Raw genomic sequence first — 14,984 nt, forward strand, 5'->3', positions numbered from 1 at the left:
TCAGTCGAGTTTCTTGTTCACGTCCACCAGCAACGCTTCGATCTCCTTGCGCCGCCCGGCGTCGGCGGTTTCCCGGCCTGGCCTTGGGGCGGCTTGCAGGGCTTTTTGCAACGCGCCGCGCGCTTCGCTGTAACGTTTTTGACGGTAGAGGTGATCGCCCCAGAAGTACAGACTATCGATGCCGTTTGGGTTGAGTTGCAAGGCCTGCTTGAGCAGCTGTTCGGCTTTGTCCGAGTCACCGAAACCGATCGGCCAGCCGGGGACGCGGTCATACAACGCGCCGAGGCTGGTATAGGCCGAGCCTTGCAGGGCTTTGGGGTCCAGCGTCATGGCTTTCTCCAGATTGGCTTTCGCCGCCTTGACCTTGCTCAATGCACCGAGGCCACCCTGCGCACCGGCCCAACTGCTAGTGACGATGCCGGACCAGATCCACGCTTCCGCCACCGATTGGCGTTCCTGGGTGAACGCGGATGCCTGGGCCGCCAGCTTCTCGAAGGCCGCGGTGCGTTGCGCTTCCGGCACTTCGTATTGAATGTGCGCCCAGCTTTGCTGGATGTCCTTGAGGCGTTGCTGGTCGGCGGGCTCCAGCGCCCAGGCGCTTTGGCTCAGAGCCCCCAGCAGCAGGCAAGCGATGATTTTTTTCATGGTTTGAGGTTCTCGTTGTCGGGCTTCTGACTCAGGCGACGGATCAGCGGCAATTGCTTGCGCAAGCCGCGGTCCACCAGATTGGGCAGCAGGCTATTGAGGCGCACGAAAAAACGCTCCGGCCAGCCCAGGTACAAGTCGCGGCGGTCACCGGCAATTGCATGAATCACGGCGGCGGCGACGGTTTGCGGATCATCGACGTTAGCCTTGAGCGCATCGTTCAACGCCTGCGCCGCCGGGCTGTTCATGCTGGTGCGGGTGGCGCGCGGGGCGACATAGAGCACGCTGACCCGGGTGTCCGCCAGTTCCCGGCGCAGCGCCTCGGAAAACCCGCGCAAGGCAAACTTGGTGGCGCAATAACTGGCGTATCCGGGGTAGCCGATCGAACCGTAAGTCGAGCCGACGTTCACCACCATCGCGCTCTCGGCTTGCTTGAGCAGCGGCAGCAGGGTTTTGGTCAGGCAGATCGGCGCGCTGATGTTCACCGCCAGCATCGCGTGGACGTCGCTGTCCTCCAGCTGTTCGAGCATCGCGAAGTGATTGACCCCGGCGGCGTTGATCAGCAGGTTGACCCCGCCCATCGCTTCGGCTGCGATCAGCACCTTGCGCCGGTCGGACAGCATGGTCAGGTCCGCACCGACCCAGCACAGGTGTTGCGGATAGCGCTGAAGCAAAGGCATCAGCGGTTCCTGATGCCGAGCCACCGCCAGCACCCGGGCACCACTGGCACACAGGGCGGTGGTGATCGCCAGGCCGATGCCGCCGCTGGCGCCGGTCAGCACCACGCGAGCGTCATGCAGCTGCATGCAAAGTCTCCCCGTCGCGCGGCAAACCGCGGAACATGTCGGTGTAGAGCGCGTACACCACTTTAGAGGCGTGAATCACCGCCGCCTGATCGGCCGGATCGTTGAGGGTGTTCATCAACCGGCGATAGGTCTGCATGTGCTCGATGTCCAGGGAGCCATGGGAGCTCAGGTAACTGAAGGCGCTTTCCGGCAAGTCCAGACGCTCGCGAATGCTGCCGGCCGCGTGGGTGGCCAGGGCGATGCTGGTGCCTTCCAGCACATTGACCATGCCGAACAGACCGACCGGGTTGTCGCGGGCAATCAGGTCGTAAAGAAAGCTGACCATCAATTCGATCGGCAGGGACGGACGACCGTCGCGCACCGCGTGCTTGTCGCCGCCGCAGGCTTCGATGTCATTCAGGACCCATTGTTCGTGGCCGTATTCGTCCTCGATGTACTCGCAGACCGCTTCACGCAACCATTCCAGGCGCGACGGCAATCGCGCACCACAGGCCATCATCAACGGCACGGTGTGGCGCACGTGGTAATAAGCCTGCGCCAGAAAAGCCCGATAGCTTTCCAGACTGACCTTGCCCTCAAGCGCATCGCGAATGATCGGCAGATTGAACAATTCATGGCGTTCGTGTTGCGTGGCTTCTTGCAGCGTGTCGAAAAAACTCATGATGCGGATTCCTCGGAAAGTACAGATTCGGTCAGTTGCGACCGGTAACGCTCGACGATGGCGTCACGGCGCGGTCGGCCATTGGCGGTGAGCAGGCCATTGGCGGTGGAGAAGGGTTGATCGAGACGGGTCCAGTGATGGACTTGGGCATAACCGGGCAAGGCCTCGTTGGCCTGTGCGACGGCAGCGGCCAGTTCGCCGTCGGTGCACTCCGGGCGATGGGGCCAGAGCAGCGCGTGGTTGTGCGGCATGGCTTCGCCGTAGACGAAGGCCTGGGCGATATGGCGGCGTTGGGTCAACTCGGCCTCGACCCACTCCGGGTTGACGTTGCGCCCGAAACTGGTGACGAATTGATGCTTCTTGCGCCCCTTGAGGTAGAGAAAACCATCGGCGTCAAACGCGCCGAGATCGCCGGTCGGCCACCATTCTTCGGTGTGCGACGCGTCTCCTAGGTAACCGAGCAAAGTCGAACCCTTGACCAGCACTTCGCCGTCCTCCGCCAAGCGAATCTCTACGTGGGGCAGGGGCCGGCCGACACTGCCGGGGCGGCGTGCTTCGGGCCGATTCAGGCACACCACCGAGGCGCACTCCGACAGCCCATAACCTTCGTAAACGGGTATGCCGAACCGTTGCGCACGATGCAGCAATTCCTCGGAAACCCGCGCGCCGCCCACCGCAGCAAAACGCAAAGAGTAGGGGTTGAAGGCTTTCTGCTCGGCGGCGCTGACCAGCATCAGCAACAACTGCGGCACCAGAATCAGACTCTCGGGCGCCCGGGTCGCCAGGCAACCGAGCAACCGTGGCACATCAACACCGCTGGCCCCCTGAATTCCGAGATTTTTCTGACTGGGCAAACTCAACGTCGCACCGGCATACAACGCGGCATAGCAACCGAGGTTTTCCAGCAAAATCGCCAGGGGTAACAGGGCTAGGTGATGCTGCGGATCGGTGGGTTTGCTGGCCTGATCCAGTTCGCGAGCGACCGTTAACAGACTCTCGGCGCTAAGGCACACGCCTTTGGGCGTCCCCGTGGTGCCGGAAGTGAAGGTCAGTTTGGCGGTGCCTTCCGGCATCCGGTTCGGGCCGCTGAACGTGCGGCGCCAAAACTCACCGGTTTTCTCGTACCCGGCCATTTCCAGTTCATCATCCAGTCCAGATTCTGCAATCACCCGTTCCGCCTGGCTCTGCTCCAGGCAATGGGCACGCTGAGCCGGGCTGAAAAAGGGCGGCAACGTCAGGCACGTCAAGCCTTCGAACAGCGCCGCCAGGTCCCAGAGCATGGCTTCGACGCCATTGTCCAACGCCAGTGCGATCACCTTGACCTGCTCATCGCGCAGCCGTTGCTGGCGATACACCACTTCGGCGTACAGCGTGGCGTAATCCACTTTCAGCTGATCACCCCACAACGCGATGGCGTGGGTCTTGCGCTGGGCATGGCTGCGCAGCGTCTGTTTGAAACGCTCGGTTTCAGGCGACATGGCTGGATTCCTCAAGGGACGTCGGCAACCCCAGGCGATTGAACATCCCGATATTGCGCAAATGAATGAAACCGGCGCGGATGTTGCCGACATGAACCCAGGGCTTGCTCTCGTAATAACTGCCCCAGTGCTGACGCTCATCACCCAGCCGCTCGGGATCGGCCGCGCACAGCGTCACCGGTTTCAAGCCCAAGCGATGAAAGCTGTTGACCAGCCCGATGTTGCCGGTGAACGCCACCCATTCCAGACCGCCCATGGCCAGCAAGTAGGTGATGGCGATGATGCTCATCCGCGCGCTGCCGGTGTCGCTGGCGGCCAGGTTGCCGACCTCGACGATGCCGGCGCGATCCACCGGGCGGTCGGCCGCCGCGCTGATCAGCGGCTCGATCGACTCGTCCAGATAACGTTCCAGAAACAACGATTCGGCGTTGGCCAGGCGCACACCGGCCACTGCGCTGAGCGTGCCTGCTGCATCGCTCATGCCGAACAGCTCCGGCATGAAATGTCGAATATCGGCACCGTGGGCCTTACGAAAACGTTGCTGGATAAAGTCTTCGAAGACAGGACGCTCGACGTCGTCCGGCAACGCTCTGGCCAGACTCATCGGCGGGGTTTCGGCCTGGCCGAAGCGCAGGGGTAGAGGAATACTCCATTCAAAATCGGGCATTGGAAGACGCCTCCCGGGTCAGTGTGGGAGGAGTATCGGAGGCATTTCTTAACGGAGTCTGAAGGTGGGAAAAAGATCATCTGCCGCTGTCTTCAGATTGCCTTAAGACTGGGCGGGCAGGGTGTGGCCCGTCGGTGCGGTGACACACCGGACCCTGGCCGCACGAATGACTCGGCAGCCGGCAATGAAGTTATCGAGGCCCTTTATGACCCGCGATTCAGTCGCACAACGCTATGGAAAACTGTCGATCACAATGCACTGGCTAATGCTGGCGTTGTTCGTGGGCGTGTATGCCTGCATCGAAATCAAAGGCCTGCTGCCCAAGGGGCACGCTTTGAGGGGAATGTTTCTCGGACTGCACGGCCTGTTCGGGTTGAGCATTTTCGCCCTGGTGTGGGTGCGACTGCTCGGACGCCTGACGCCGCGGCCACCGATCACCCCGGCACTGCCCAAATGGCAGACCGGCGTTTCGCACCTGATGCACCTGGCGTTGTACGTATTGATGATCGCCACGCCGTTATTGGCCTGGCTGATGCTCTCGGCCGGTGGTAAACCGATGCCCTATTTCGAGTTCTACCTGCCATCGCCGGTGGCGGTTGATCCGGATTTGGCCAAGCAATTCAAATACTGGCACGAACTGCTCGGCAGCGCGGGTTATTGGCTGATCGGTTTGCACGCGGCGGCGGGGTTGTTTCATCACTATTGGGTGCGGGACAACACGCTGACGCGGATGCTGCCGGGCAGATCCGGCAATGCGGTCAACCAGCGTCAGCGATAAACCCAAACCCGGTGCACCCACGACGTCGAATTCGCCACAAGCCCAGTGGGAGCGGGCTTGCCCGCGATGACGCCAGACCTGACACCCCATATTCAGGCATGAATATTTTGCTCGACTGTTGATGCACTTAAACAGGTTTCAAGGCCCCCGTTTAAAGACACTCAGTGTTACGTCCCAATGGCTACAACGCCTTGCGTCATTACCTACGCGTACGCCAGAATCCGCCGGCTTGTGCGTCTAGGGCGTGGGTTCTATCGTGGCTGGGTCACTGAAAAACAGTGATCGGGTTTGGTAGCCCAATTCGTTGCTAGATGCATGGCTTCACCTTGCGCAGTCGTTTTCACAAGACTTTGCTTTCATGGTGGTCATGCGTGGGGCCCACTCGTGGGCGCCGGGTTCTAGTGCGACCGGTCTACCAACCCGCGTATGGCCGCCACCTTTCGTTTGGTAGCGAAGGTGATGGCTCCTTAATATTCGCGCTAGAGGTTCCATCTATGATCAAACCAACACCCAACCCACCGGATACCAATCCGGCATCCCCCTACGAATCCCTCGATTCCAAAAAACTCCACGAAGCCGCCGAACGCGCCCTCGACCACTACCTCAACCCAGGTGCCAACATCATGGCCAGCACCCACGAACCCGAACCCATGTTCCTCGCCAACCCGGCGTACGACACCGAATCCCTACTGGCCAACGCCAGCGAATCACTGGGCTCGGCCACGACCATGCTCAGCAATTTCGCGGCGTTGTTGGATAACTCGCACCGCAAGACGCTGCTGGGGATTACGCAGGTGGTGATGTTGGGAGAATTGGCGGTGAATCAGGCGTTGGATAAGGTTGAGGTGAAGGAGTAAGGGCAAACCCTCTGTGGCGGTCGGATAGTCCGGCTTCACAGAGGGAGGGTAAGTCGGCAACTGTATCCTTGAGGTTTCAGCTTTTGGGCCAAAATCGGATCATTGCTGGCTGCTATCGGTCCAGGCTGTGTGAAAACGTTTTTGAGCAAATTTTACAGTCAGAATAGAACGTAAAACAGGTCGATACGCCCTTGTTGTCTCAAATTATTTACAGGGATAGCCATTCGGAATATACAGTGGTTTTTTGCCTCAAATTGGTATTTCGAAATTACATGTTTTTGCTGATTTCAACTAGGAATATTTGATCCTATGACTATATTGTTCAAGCGGAAACCTGCAATAACCAACAGATGAGGCTATGAGTGGATGCGCTTAATAGTTAATTGAGGCTCGCCATGAAAATAATAATTTCCAACAGCGCGATCAAATCAATAAAAATTTGTAGCTTGCTTGTCGGCAGTTTACTTTGGCAAGAAGTTTGTGCCAGCCCTCTTGTGGCTTGCTATGGTTATATGATGAACTCTTGCCCAGAACCGGCCGATAGAATTATTCCTGACCCTAAAAAAAGACTTACCTGGAGTCAGAGTGAAAGATTTGTTGGTTCTAAAAATATGTACCACCTTTATGGTGGTGATGTTTTTTCAAGCTCCGAAAATAACATGCAAAAGCTACCGTTCGGCCAATCTATTTCAAATGTGGAATATAAGTTAGACAACAAAAAACTTGGCATTAGCGACTACCTGAGAAATCAAAGCGTTGCGGGACTACTGTTAATTAAGAATGGCAAAATTGTCTTGGAACATTACGGTGACAGCGTTAATGAGACAACGCTTTGGACATCCAGATCAGTTGCTACAGCCATTGTATCTGTACTCGTTGGTGCGGCGATAAAAGACCATGCCATCGAATCGGTTGATACGTTGATCACGCAATATATTCCCGAACTGGAAGGTACGGCATGGGAAGGAGTAACGCTGCACCAACTCATGCAACATACTTCCGGCATTCAATGGAGTCAGGGTTACACTGATCCCAACTCCGATGTTTCCAAGATAATCTTATGCGAGACTACTAAAGATCCTTACGGTTGTATCCTCTCGCTCGTTAGCGGCCTCGCCCGAAATCCCGGTGTAAAACCAGGGGAGCGCTGGAGTTACAACGCTGGTGGTTCTTGGTTGGTAGGTTTGGTTTTGGAACGTGCAACCGGAATGACCATCGCCAAATACTTGGAGAAAAAAGTGTGGCAGCCAGCCGGAATGGAGCGAGACGGTATTTGGTATGCGCTTAAACCTGGAAAAGCTGATATGGGTGGCTATGGCTTCAATGCAACATTGCGAGATTGGGGACGCTTCGGTCTGTTTGTGGCCAATAATGGCGTACTTTCTGACGGCGAACATGTCCTGCCAGGCGACTGGATAAAGCGTTCTACGGATTGGACTAACGCAGACGGATCCGTAACGTCATGGGCTCCGAAGGGTCAGTATGGTTATCAGTGGTGGTATATGGGATTTGCGCCCGGTGATGAGGCTTCCTCTGCACCTACAAGTACCTTCAATTCAGACGAAACCTTTTGGGCATATGGCATTTTCGGCCAAGCGATCGCAATCAATCAGAAGGAAAATTTGATTATGGTCCAGTGGTCCAATTGGGAGCACGCTGAAGGACCTGATGTGTTGTATAGCGAGCAGGGTGTTTTCTTCAACTCCCTGATTCAAGCTTTGCATTAATGCAGTAATTGGAGGGGACCCTAGTCCCCTCTTTCAGTGGGCTTTTGCTTCAAAAGAAAAAAGGGGACGGATATATTTTCCCTATAAAAATAAATCCGTCCTCTTTTATGAGCAGACATTTTTTGCGATTTACTCTGATACGCTGCTGAAACACTCGTTTACAGGAGTTGTTCGCATGATTGGCAAGTTAATTTCGACGGGTTTCAGTTTGGCCACCTTGCCCGCCCGCCTGACTTTTCGCAGCGTCCGCGCCTTGTCCATGACGCCTGCCGAAGCCAGCCGCCTGCTGGCGGACATGCGTCAGGCATCGGATCAGGCGGTGCAGGAACTCCAGGGGCTGTTGGCCAACATCGATGCGGACATGACCCACAAAACGGCGCACCTCAGTGCTGCCGACAAGCGCCTGGCAGCCGAACTGGCCCTGCACGCCGCCGAACAACACCTGAACATGGCCGCGATCAACATTCTGCGGGCCGTCTGGCTGACGCTTCACTCGACGCCGAACTTGCCGCCAAGCGAGCTTGATAAGCGGCTTGAACAGACACGTAACGACTAACAGACCGTCCGGCGGATCGGTCGATCCGAGCGAGAAATGGGAGCTCAGCATCCTTGAATCGGCGCTTCATGTGCAGGTGGGTTTATGGAGCGCTTACGTTTCAGCTCCAATGTAAGCAATGAGGCTAGCTCGCAGGCCCTTCAAATGTGGTGTCCATCGTGTGTCGGTCGTAATCCAGCAGGTATGTATGATGCAGACGATACAGCTGTGAAAGCAGATCTTTGTTGGGGCCGACCACATCCATACCTCTGTCGTCGTAGGGAAAAACCATGACGTGCTTCTTCAAATTGAAGAGGTATAAAACGCAGTTGGGTTTAGGCTGAATTGCGGCAAAGTCCCTAGCCAAAGCACACCAAAGAAATGCTTGAAGCAGAGTCGCAGGCGCTTCAAATGCGATGTTGATCCAATACTCCGGCTCCCTTTCGCAAAACCATTCCTCCGGATCTATCTCCTCACTCCAGACTGAGCATTCCGTGGGTATGTTAATGCCGGCAGATCGAAGAGCGTGAATCAGGGGCCGATGAGCAAATCGGTTGCTGCCAGAATGAATGCGCAGACAAGCAACAAGCGTCGCGTCATCAAGGAAGATATCGCTGCAGATCTTTGTTGATTTTCGTAGTGCTGTTAGAAATTGCTCAATCACTCCACCAGTTTCAGAGAGCTCAAAACGCAGACCTCCTGGATAGGAATAGAAAAGTGGCCTGGCAAATGCTTTACCCCCAAAGATCCTCTCAATTTCAAGTTGTAGATTCACTTGATCCCTTCATGGCTAATAGCCCGACTCCATAGCTTGGGCGGTGCAGACGGATATTACTGTATACGTAAGATCTGAGCTAAGCCGCGAGCGTCCGCTGTTGGCCGATTGGTGGCTGTCGCGAGCCCTGCATTCGATCCGAAGTGGACTGCACAAAGAACGGAAAAACACATTCGTCCCTTTTTTGGCTTGGCTGCCTTTTTGGCTTATCTACTCCAGACACCACCATGCCGAGTTAATGCCCCCCATGCCATGGCCATCAATCCTGTGATGCGCTGGCAAGATTGGTCTGGGAATAGCGGGGTGGATTTACTTAACAGTCGATCAGTGCGTGCATGTGTAGCGGTTGATGAGCAGCGCGAGGCTGCGTTCGAGGGCGTAGTCTTTGCAAGCCAGTAGACGCGGTTTTCCTGAAAGAACCAGCTGCGTGATTTTACGACTGCTTCGTCCGAACGCGGCCCGAACCGAACGCAGCCTCGCGCTGCTCGGCAGCTGCTACAAAGAGTTAGGCGAGGATTTCGAATGAGGTACTGGCAAGGCGTTCGCCGTTCACCAGGATGTGGACTGCGTGTTTCCCCACATAGTGCTTCCGAGTGGTCAGCTCCTTAATCTGCTGCCCACGGCTCACCCGTTCAGTCGCCTCCCCAGTCAACGTCAAAGCCTTCAGCTTAAACACCTTCGCCGAAGTGCTGCCATTGGCTTTGACGTAATCAATCGCATAATCAATCACCAACCGCTGACTCTCCGCCACCGTAGATCTCACCCCAAACGACAGCGTAATCTTCTCCCCCAACCGAATCACCGCCGGCTCCACCTTCACCCCAACAATATCAACCTCAGCTTTACCGCTAGCCCCAATAATCGCCAACGCCCGCTGATTCCCCTGCTTAATCAAACTCCGCAGCGCATGCTTGGCAATCCAGGCCGTGTGCTTGTTCTCCAGCGACCACCCCTCAATCAAGTCCAACACCCACTCCGGATGGTCCTTGGTAATGTCATTCAGGTGATTGGCCACCGACTTGCGCACGTAAAGGCTGTCATCCGCCTTGAGGTTGTCGAGAATCGCCGCCGCCAACGTCGGATCACTCTGAATCTGCTCCAACCGAAACGACCAAGGCAACCGCGGTCGACTGCCTTCACTGGCCAGTCGTCGCACATGCTCATTCTCACTCCGAGACCATTCCTGCATCAGCACCAACGACCGCTGCAGATCGCTGCGCAGAAAATACCGAATCGCAAATTCCGCAGACCCAAACGCCGTGAAGTACTTGAGCGCCTCCATCGACTGCTCGAAATCATGCGCGCCATACATCGCCACGTAATGCGGCAACGAGATGCTGACAAACCCGCTGTTCAAACGAGGGGCGAGAGCGCGCAGCACTTCGAGGGATTCGTCATAACCCAGCGGCAATACGGCGTGCAGGCTTTCGCTGACCCGGGCCATGCGTTGCATGATCGACAGGTCGGCGAGGCCGTCGTTGGCCATTTTCAGGAAGGCTTTGGCGTTGAATGCCGGGTAGACCGCCGTCATTTCGGTGGCGATGTGCTTGAGGCGTTCGGCGTTGAAGATTTCCTTCAGCGCCGGGGCAGGTTGTTCGGCGGCGGTCATGGTCGGGTCCGTTCGAGGGGGCCGGTCAGGTTATCGGGGTACTGATGAAGGCCTCAAGCTTTTCCGCCTGCGCGGTGAATTCAGCAATCAGCGGAAAACGTGAGGCATCGACTTGATCCGGTGTCACCAGGTTGGTGAAGCTCCAGGCGACGGCGAGGGTGATGCCGTCTTGCCCAATTGAGGCGTCGCTTGATAGCGGCTGTTTTTCCAGTTCGCGCTCAAGCGCTGAATAGGCTGCGGCGAGTTGGCCTTCGACGCGCTCAACCCAAGGCTGGTATTGAATTTCGGCCGGGCGCAGGTTGCGTTCGTAGTAAAGCTGCACCGATTTTTCGCACGCCGCCAACCCGAGTCCGATCAGGCGCCATGCGCGCAGCCGTTGCTTGAGGTCGCCGGGCATCAGGCTTTTGCCAGGGCCGGCCAGGGCTTCGAGGTAGTCGATGATCAGCGTCGAGTCGATCAACACTTCGCCGTCGTCCAGCACCAGGGTCGGCGCCTTGACCACGGGGTTGATCTGCTGGAAGTGCTCGAAGTGGCGGAACACGGAAACCGATTCGTGCTCCAGGTCGATGCCCAGGTTTCTGGCGGAAATGGCCACGCGCCGCACGTAGGGCGAATCCAGCATGCCGATCAGTTTCATTGAGCCGCTCCTTCAGGTGTCCATGTCGGGATGGACTACCTTAGCTGAGGTTCAGCGACCTGCAAACGGCGCCGGGCTAATCGTCGAAACCGACCTGTTCGTGAATCTCGTCGACCTTCAATTCCAGTCGATACGCCACGGCGATGAACAGCGCCTGGCACAGGCACAAGGTCGCGCTCAACGAGCGGAAGGCGAACGAGCTGCCTTCGTTGACCAGCAGCACGGTGTTGGCGCGTTTGGCCAGGGGCGAGAGGTTGCTGTCGGTGATGATCAGGGTTTTCGCCTGGTTGTGCTGGGCGATGCGCAGGCAGTGCTGGGTTTCCTTGCCATACGGGGTGAAGCTGATGGCGATGACCAGGTCATTGGCGCGCACGCTGCGCATCTGCTCGCGGTAGCTGCCGCCGAGGCCGGAGACCAGGTGGATGCGCTTGTTGGTGTGTTGCAGGTTGTAGACCAGGTAATCGGCGACCGCGAACGAGCGGCGCACGCCGACCACGTAGATGTTGTCGGCATTCACCACCAGGTCCACGGCTTTGTCGAAGGCTTCGTCATCGAGTTCCTGCCCCAGTCGCTCGATGCCGGACAGGGTCGCGTCGATGCATTCGCGGGCGAGGTCGCCGCCGCTGGCTTTCTGCGACTTGTTGGCGATCATGCTGCGAATGCGTTGCTGGTAGTTCTGTACCGGCGTGGTTTTGTGCGTATACGCCTCGCGGAACAGGGCCTGCATTTCGCTGAAACCGCTGAACCCGAAGCGCTGGGAAAACCGCACGATGGCCGACGGGTGCACTTCGCATTCGCGGGCGATGTCGCTGATGCGGTCGACCATGATCCGGTCGCTTTGCTGGCTCATGTAGCTGGCGATGCGTTTGAGCTGGCGCGGCAGGCTTTCGTATTCGTTGGTGATCAACTGCAGCAGACGCTCGGCATTGATCGGGGGGCTGACGAGTGCGCTGTCGGGCGTGCTCTCGGTCGTAGCCGGCTGATCGGTGCGGGACATAGGGAATCCTTCTGGCTTGTTCTTATAGGGCTGACTTTTGTGTCATCCCCTGACAACAGGTTGGCTGTGCGCAGTCTACAGGGTAGGCCGGAACAAAATCTTGAGCTTGCGGCCGACGTGAGGTTTGCTGAAACGATGCAGTCATGCAACTCCAGCGGGTTTACCTTTGTCGGGGTGGATGCGTATATTCAGGACATCATCAAGGCGCTGATTATTGTGGCGGCGGTGGTGATCGACCAATACCGCAACAAGCGTAAACTCAAGCGCTGAGTCGTCGAACAGACAGCCAATGCGCCACGCCTGACCCGCGTGGCGCAGCCGTTTGTCTTCTCTGTACAGCCGCCCGATTGAATTTCTTGCTATAAACGCACTCCGATAACCACCGCAAAGGCTGCCATAGAGCACTTTCCGGGCTTTGTCGGACAAATTCGCTGTCTTTTCAGTTGCTGAGGCCTCAAGTCGGCCTTAGACTGCCGGCCCTCGTAAATTGAGTGCCGGGTGGCGCTTGGAATAAACGGCGCCTTTCCGATGGCCAGACCTGGTCTGCCGGAATGCTCCCTAATTCGCCTTAATGCACGTTTTTTTATAGAGATATCAATGACAAAGGACAAGTTGCTGGCCATGCCGGCGGATGACTACATGAATGCCGAGCAACATGCTTTCTTCTCCGAGCTGTTGCAGAACATGAAAGTCGAAACCCATGAGCGCATCGAACAGAACCGCATCGCCATCGAGAGCCTGGACACCCCAGCCGATCCGGCCGACGCTGCTTCTGTCGAAGAAGAGCGCACCTGGCTGGTGAACGCGATCGATCGCGACCAGCGCATGCTGCCTCAGTTGGAACAGGCTCTGGAACGCATCAAAGAAGACAGCTTCGGCTGGTGCGACGACAGCGGCGAGGCCATCGGCCTGAAACGCCTGCTGATCAGCCCGACCACCAAGTACTGCATCGAAGCTCAAGAGCGTCACGAACAGATCGACAAGCACCAGCGTCAGGCCTGATTTCGTAGCGCCCCGCATCGCGGGCGAGCCACTCCTGTAGGAGCGAGGCTTGCCCGCGATGCTTTTTTTCGCCTGCGAAAATCTCAAGTACTTCTATTGACCTGCTGCAACGCCCACTACTAATGGACCATAGATAATGGCCTTGTAGTGGCGTTTAATGCCTGCACAACAATTAGAAGGTACATGGGGTGACGAAGATGACGAGAGACGGATCTCTGGTTGCGGCAGTGCCTGCACCAGTGTTTTTGCCGAAAAACCTTTGGCTGACGCCAACCCTGCAAAGCATCGCCCTGATGCTTTTGCTGTGCGGCATGGCGCTGGGTGGCTGGTCGCTTTACCTTTGCCTGCCACTGGCCGTGCTGGTTATCTGGCTGCCTCGCCTGCGTTCACGCGCCACTCCCGAAGCGACCCGTGTCGACGGCGCCAGTGCCATCGCCGAGTTGACTCGCGATCTTTCCTACACCACCAGTCATAACGCCTTGTCGGCCGCAGGCGTGGCCTTTTCGGTCAAGCAGCTGGCGGACAAACTGCAATCGCAACTCGACGCGGCGGCGCAAATCGTCAGCAACGCCGAAGTGATGATCGCGACCGAACAAGCCACCTCGACACTCAGTCGCGAAGCCCTCAGTGCGGCCAGCGAAGCTCATCAGAGCAGCGCAGCAGGGCGTACGGAACTTATTGAGTCCATCAGCCGCATGCATCAGCTCAGTCAGCGCGCCAGTAGCAGCCGTGAACTGATCGAGGCCCTGAGCCTGCGCAGTGACGATATTCAACGGGTCACCCTGGTGATTCAGTCGATCGCCAGCCAGACCAACCTGCTGGCCTTGAACGCCGCAATCGAAGCGGCCCGGGCCGGGGAACACGGTCGCGGGTTCGCGGTGGCGGCGGATGAGGTTCGCGGTCTGGCGGCACGCACGGCGACCGCTACCGGCGAAGTCGGGGACATGGTCGCCGATATCCAGCAGCGCACGGCGCAAGTGGTGGAGCAGATCCGCCAACTCTCCAGCGATCTCGACACCGGTGTCGAGCAGGTCGAACACACTGGCCAGCACCTGGAAAACATTGCGCGTCTGGCCGCCGGTGTCGAGCACCAGGTCGGGGAAATCGCCAGGGGCGCGGACACCAACCGTGAACAACTCGACAGCCTGTTCCACGCCATCGAACAGATGCGCAGCGACCTGGCGGTCAGCGACCAACAGACCCAGCGTCTGGCTCAGGCCGCCGTGCAAATGGAAGGTCAGGCCGAAACCATCAGCGAGCGACTCGCCGAAGTCGGGCTGGATGACTACCACCAACGGATTTATGACCTGGCCCGCGAAGGCGCGAGCCAGATTGCCGCGCGCTTCGAAGCGGATATCGATCAGGGCCGTGTCAGCCTCGATGACCTGTTCGATCGCAGTTACCAGCCGATCCCCAACACCAGCCCCGCGAAGTTTCAGACCCGCTTCGATCGCTATACCGATCAGGTCTTGCCGGCGATCCAGGAACCGTTGCTGCCGCGCCATGAAGGCCTGGTGTTTGCCATCGCCTGCACCCAGCAGGGTTACGTGCCCACCCACAACACAATCTTCAGTCAGCCGCTGACCGGCGATGCGCAGGTCGATACGGTACAAAACCGCACCAAGCGCAAATTCGCCGACCGCACCGGCATCCGCTGTGGCAGCCATCAACAGCCGGTGTTGTTGCAGACTTATACCCGCGACACTGGCGAACTGATGCACGACCTCTCGGTGCCGATCATGCTCAAGGGGCGGCATTGGGGTGGATTGCGGTTGGGCTACAAGCCGCAGAAGCCCAAGAATTAGAACAA

The 14,984-nt window shown here is 57.6% G+C and carries 15 protein-coding genes and 1 pseudogene; 7 read left to right on the forward strand and 9 right to left on the reverse strand.

What is annotated here, in order from left to right; all coding sequences use genetic code 11:
• Genes ACYZT6_RS10455 through ACYZT6_RS10475 form a run of 5 tightly spaced genes read right to left on the reverse strand, consistent with a single transcriptional unit; the run spans position 1 to position 4,257 of the window.
• Positions 1-645, reverse strand: a complete 645-nt coding sequence (locus ACYZT6_RS10455) for a tetratricopeptide repeat protein (RefSeq protein WP_462026819.1) — start codon at positions 643-645, stop codon at positions 1-3.
• Positions 642-1,451: an SDR family oxidoreductase gene (locus tag ACYZT6_RS10460; RefSeq protein WP_462026820.1), complete on the reverse strand. Its 810-nt coding sequence runs from the start codon at positions 1,449-1,451 to the stop codon at positions 642-644. Before ACYZT6_RS10460 ends, ACYZT6_RS10455 begins: the two co-directional genes overlap by 4 nt.
• On the reverse strand, positions 1,438-2,112 hold the full coding sequence (locus ACYZT6_RS10465) for a TenA family transcriptional regulator (RefSeq protein WP_462026821.1): 675 nt from the start codon (positions 2,110-2,112) through the stop codon (positions 1,438-1,440). The genes ACYZT6_RS10460 and ACYZT6_RS10465 overlap by 14 nt, the downstream gene beginning before the upstream one ends.
• Entirely contained in the window at positions 2,109-3,590 is a 1,482-nt protein-coding gene (locus tag ACYZT6_RS10470) for an AMP-binding protein (protein WP_462026822.1), read from the reverse strand. The genes ACYZT6_RS10465 and ACYZT6_RS10470 overlap by 4 nt, the downstream gene beginning before the upstream one ends.
• Complete coding sequence (locus ACYZT6_RS10475; RefSeq protein ID WP_462026823.1) at positions 3,580-4,257, reverse strand: thermostable hemolysin; 678 nt, start codon at positions 4,255-4,257, stop codon at positions 3,580-3,582. Before ACYZT6_RS10475 ends, ACYZT6_RS10470 begins: the two co-directional genes overlap by 11 nt.
• 205 nt (positions 4,258-4,462) lie before the next feature.
• On the opposite strand from ACYZT6_RS10475, the gene ACYZT6_RS10480 reads away from it, so the two are divergent.
• The 4 genes from ACYZT6_RS10480 to ACYZT6_RS10495 all read left to right on the forward strand — a co-directional run bounded on the left by ACYZT6_RS10480 (position 4,463) and on the right by ACYZT6_RS10495 (position 8,175).
• Positions 4,463-5,035, forward strand: a complete 573-nt coding sequence (locus ACYZT6_RS10480; protein WP_462026824.1) for a cytochrome b — start codon at positions 4,463-4,465, stop codon at positions 5,033-5,035.
• Between the two features lie 494 nt (positions 5,036-5,529).
• Positions 5,530-5,892, forward strand: coding sequence for a DUF6124 family protein (locus tag ACYZT6_RS10485; protein ID WP_010459606.1), 363 nt, complete (start codon positions 5,530-5,532; stop codon positions 5,890-5,892).
• 395 nt (positions 5,893-6,287) lie between these two features.
• Complete coding sequence (locus ACYZT6_RS10490) at positions 6,288-7,619, forward strand: serine hydrolase domain-containing protein (RefSeq protein WP_462026825.1); 1,332 nt, start codon at positions 6,288-6,290, stop codon at positions 7,617-7,619.
• Between the two features lie 175 nt (positions 7,620-7,794).
• On the forward strand, positions 7,795-8,175 hold the full coding sequence (locus ACYZT6_RS10495) for a hypothetical protein (protein ID WP_462026826.1): 381 nt from the start codon (positions 7,795-7,797) through the stop codon (positions 8,173-8,175).
• Between the two features lie 124 nt (positions 8,176-8,299).
• Here ACYZT6_RS10495 and ACYZT6_RS10500 read toward each other — a convergent pair whose 3' ends face one another.
• From ACYZT6_RS10500 to ACYZT6_RS10515, 4 genes are all read right to left on the reverse strand, one after another.
• Positions 8,300-8,929, reverse strand: coding sequence for a DUF3885 domain-containing protein (locus ACYZT6_RS10500; RefSeq protein WP_462026827.1), 630 nt, complete (start codon positions 8,927-8,929; stop codon positions 8,300-8,302).
• Between the two features lie 505 nt (positions 8,930-9,434).
• On the reverse strand, positions 9,435-10,538 hold the full coding sequence (locus ACYZT6_RS10505; protein ID WP_462026828.1) for a DNA alkylation repair protein: 1,104 nt from the start codon (positions 10,536-10,538) through the stop codon (positions 9,435-9,437).
• 25 nt (positions 10,539-10,563) lie between these two features.
• Positions 10,564-11,175, reverse strand: coding sequence for a glutathione S-transferase (locus ACYZT6_RS10510; protein WP_462026829.1), 612 nt, complete (start codon positions 11,173-11,175; stop codon positions 10,564-10,566).
• A gap of 76 nt (positions 11,176-11,251) precedes the next feature.
• Positions 11,252-12,172 (reverse strand): MurR/RpiR family transcriptional regulator, encoded by a 921-nt coding sequence (locus ACYZT6_RS10515; protein WP_462026830.1) that lies wholly within the window; start codon positions 12,170-12,172, stop codon positions 11,252-11,254.
• 150 nt (positions 12,173-12,322) lie between these two features.
• Here ACYZT6_RS10515 and ACYZT6_RS10520 point away from each other — a divergent pair.
• The 3 genes and pseudogenes from ACYZT6_RS10520 to ACYZT6_RS10530 all read left to right on the forward strand — a co-directional run.
• Positions 12,323-12,442 (forward strand): annotated as a pseudogene (locus ACYZT6_RS10520) (ABC transporter permease); the annotation flags it as partial.
• A 327-nt stretch (positions 12,443-12,769) separates the two neighbouring features.
• Entirely contained in the window at positions 12,770-13,174 is a 405-nt protein-coding gene (locus ACYZT6_RS10525; RefSeq protein ID WP_007907888.1) for a TraR/DksA family transcriptional regulator, read from the forward strand.
• Between the two features lie 578 nt (positions 13,175-13,752).
• Positions 13,753-14,979: a methyl-accepting chemotaxis protein gene (locus ACYZT6_RS10530; RefSeq protein ID WP_462029926.1), complete on the forward strand. Its 1,227-nt coding sequence runs from the start codon at positions 13,753-13,755 to the stop codon at positions 14,977-14,979.
• Positions 14,980-14,984: the final 5 nt, after the last annotated feature.

The sequence above is a fragment of the Pseudomonas sp. RT6P73 genome (assembly GCF_054897715.1).